This window comes from Microcoleus sp. OTE_8_concoct_300 (assembly GCF_031383065.1).
In the GTDB taxonomy this organism is placed as follows: domain Bacteria; phylum Cyanobacteriota; class Cyanobacteriia; order Cyanobacteriales; family Microcoleaceae; genus Microcoleus.
Genome location: NZ_JANMZH010000091.1, coordinates 1 through 2683, shown reverse-complemented (window position 1 = coordinate 2683; position 2683 = coordinate 1). Strand labels below are relative to the sequence as shown.

At 51.4% G+C, this 2683-nt stretch carries 1 protein-coding gene; it reads right to left on the bottom strand.

Features of this window, described 5'->3' with window-relative positions; translation table 11 throughout:
• Positions 1 to 2683, bottom strand: a 2683-nt coding sequence (locus ACUVJL_RS04400; RefSeq protein ID WP_445244739.1) for an FG-GAP-like repeat-containing protein, incomplete at both ends; no start/stop codon positions are given.

Below are 2683 nucleotides of genomic sequence, written 5' to 3'. Positions count from 1 at the left end.
GTGAGATCGGTATTAGTGGCGATCGCCTGTACAATACGTTGATTAGATGCTGCTATTACCTGCCCTAATGCTGGTGCCGCCACTAATATCTCTTGGGCGTTAAAACTAGGATCGATCGCTTTCACCCGATCGCCCACTTGGACGATTAAATCCGCCACTTGTTCGGGCTGGGTGAAATCTAATGGTAGTCCGGTTTGGATGCGATCGGCGATCGTACTAACTATTTGCTTAACAGCATCACCCAAAGTCAGATTACTTGCACCTTCAATTAATCCCGCTGTTTGAGTTATCGAGTTTTGGGCGGCAAGCATCGCCGTTAATACAGCTTTAGCACCAGGTTGTCCGCCTTGAGTAGCGGCGATCGGATCGATATAATTCAGCGGTATGTCGCTGGGAATACCGAAAGCGCTAGTAAGTTTGGCATTCGCATCATTAACGCTTAAACCGCGATCTGCTAATTCAGCTAAAATGCTAGTCAGTAAATTAATTACAACTGCATCTGGTGTAGCTTTGAGCGGAGTTTCTAGGGGTAAACCAGTACCGATGTCGGTGCCGCCAAAAGCAACTAAATTACCTTCAGTGGGATCTAGTTTACCGTTATTATTAGTATCAAAAGTGCTGAAAGGAATATCAAAACCAAATGCACCTTGACTGTCAGTTGTCCCTTTGGGTTCGTTCGGATCGATGATGCCATTTTTGTTAGCATCAAAGAAGACCTTCGCACCGGCAATATAGTCGTCAATAACAAAACCCGTGGAGTTCCAGCCTAGAAGATGCAATAACTCACTGACACTCTGACCATGATTGTCAGTAGCTTTAACTTCTACCCATTGTGGTAAAGATAAATTAGTTCCTGGTACTTGACTGAGAGTGCGGGTAGTGGGGTCAAAGTTTAGCGAAGCATTCGGCCCGGCAAATATTGTCGGAATAGTAGTTACCGAAGCATTTACTGTTTTCCGCTTGTACTGACCCCCATTTACGCCTTGCGTCCAAATATAATCTTGTCCCTCGGCGACAGAATTATTATCTAAGGCGGTGACAGTATAGGTGACAGTATCGCCCGGATCTGGATCGATAAATGTGTCAGCAGCAAAGACAAAAGCGGTATTGCTAGAAAACCCAGTAGCACGACTTTGAGCCCATATTGGATTATTGACGATCGGCGGTTGGTTGTTAAGAGGTGGCGTAACAGGTGTTGGCGTGGGAGTTACGGGCGTTGGCGTGGGAGTTACGGGCGTTGGCGTGGGAGTTACGGGCGTTGGCGTGGGAGTTACGGGCGTTGGCGTTGGCGTGACGGGCGTTGGCGTGGGCGTGACGGGCGTTGGCGTGGGCGTGACGGGCGTTGGCGTGGGCGTGACGGGCGTTGGCGTGGGCGTTACTGGTGTGGGCGTGGGCGTGACGGGCGTTGGCGTGGGCGTGACGGGCGTTGGCGTGGGCGTGACGGGCGTTGGTGTTGGTGTTACTGGCGTGGGCGTTGGTGTTACTGGTAACGTAATATTAGCAGTACGAATTAGTTGAATTGCAGCGGTATTATTATTACCCGCAGTATCCGTAGCTTTAGCTGCCGGGACATCAACTGTGACATTACCACTAGCACTGGGAGTGATATCAAAAGTGTAAGTTTTCGCATCAACTGTGACAAAATTACCGATAATAGCATTGGCTATGGTGATATCAGTATTATCAAACCCAGTGACATTTTCACTAAAGGTAGCGGTGACACTAAATAAACCGTTGACTGTGGTTGCTGAAGTTGATGTTAAGGCAACTGTGGGTGCAATGTTATCAATCGGTAGGGCTTGATTAATAACTATGGCTTTGCTACCGCCGAGGGAGTTAGCTGAGGCTAAAGCGGGAAGCGTTAAGATGGCATCAAAAGCCGTATCAACAGTCTCTTTGATTGTGCCGCCGTTGAGGGTGAGGGCGTTGGTGGCAAGGTATTCTAAGTCGGCAGAAGTGTCTCCTGCTTGCACTACATAGTTGAAGGTGAGGGCTGTAGTGTCGCTACCAGAGGCGTAGTTGGCAAATTGGTCAGTTGTGCCGGTTTCTAGTTGCAGTTGGGGCGTGCCGATAACGGTGACAGCAGAATCGAAGGTGACGGTGATGGCGATGGTGGCACCGACACCGTAGCTGCCGTCGGCAGTGGTAGCGGTGACAGCGGTAACTTTGGCGGTGCTGTTGAGCAAGATGGAGACGGTGTCGATGAAGTTCGCCGTTGCTAAGTCAGGTTTCCCGTCGCCGTTGAAGTCACCGATGCTGACGGATCTGGAGCCACCGCCAGTTGGGAAGGTGACTTGGGTAGCGAATGTGGGGGTGGCGGCTCCAGCGGGAGTGGTGTTGAGTAGGATGGAGGCATTACTGTCGATCATGTTCGCCACAGCTAAGTCAGGTTTCCCGTCGCCGTTGAAGTTGCCGATGCTGACGGAGCTGGGGGCACCGCCAGTTGGGAAGGTGACACCTGCGGCGAAAGTGGGAGTGGTGGCTGAGGTGGTGGTAGTGTTGAGCAGGATGGATGCGTTGTTGCTGCCTTGGTTCGCCACGACTAAGTCGGGTTTGCCGTCGCCGTTGAAGTCGCCGATGCTGACGGAGCTGGGGTTAATGCCAGTAGCGAAGGTGACTTGCGGGGCAAAGGTGGGGGTGGTGGCTCCGGTGGGGGTGGTATTGAGCAGGATACTGGCGGTGT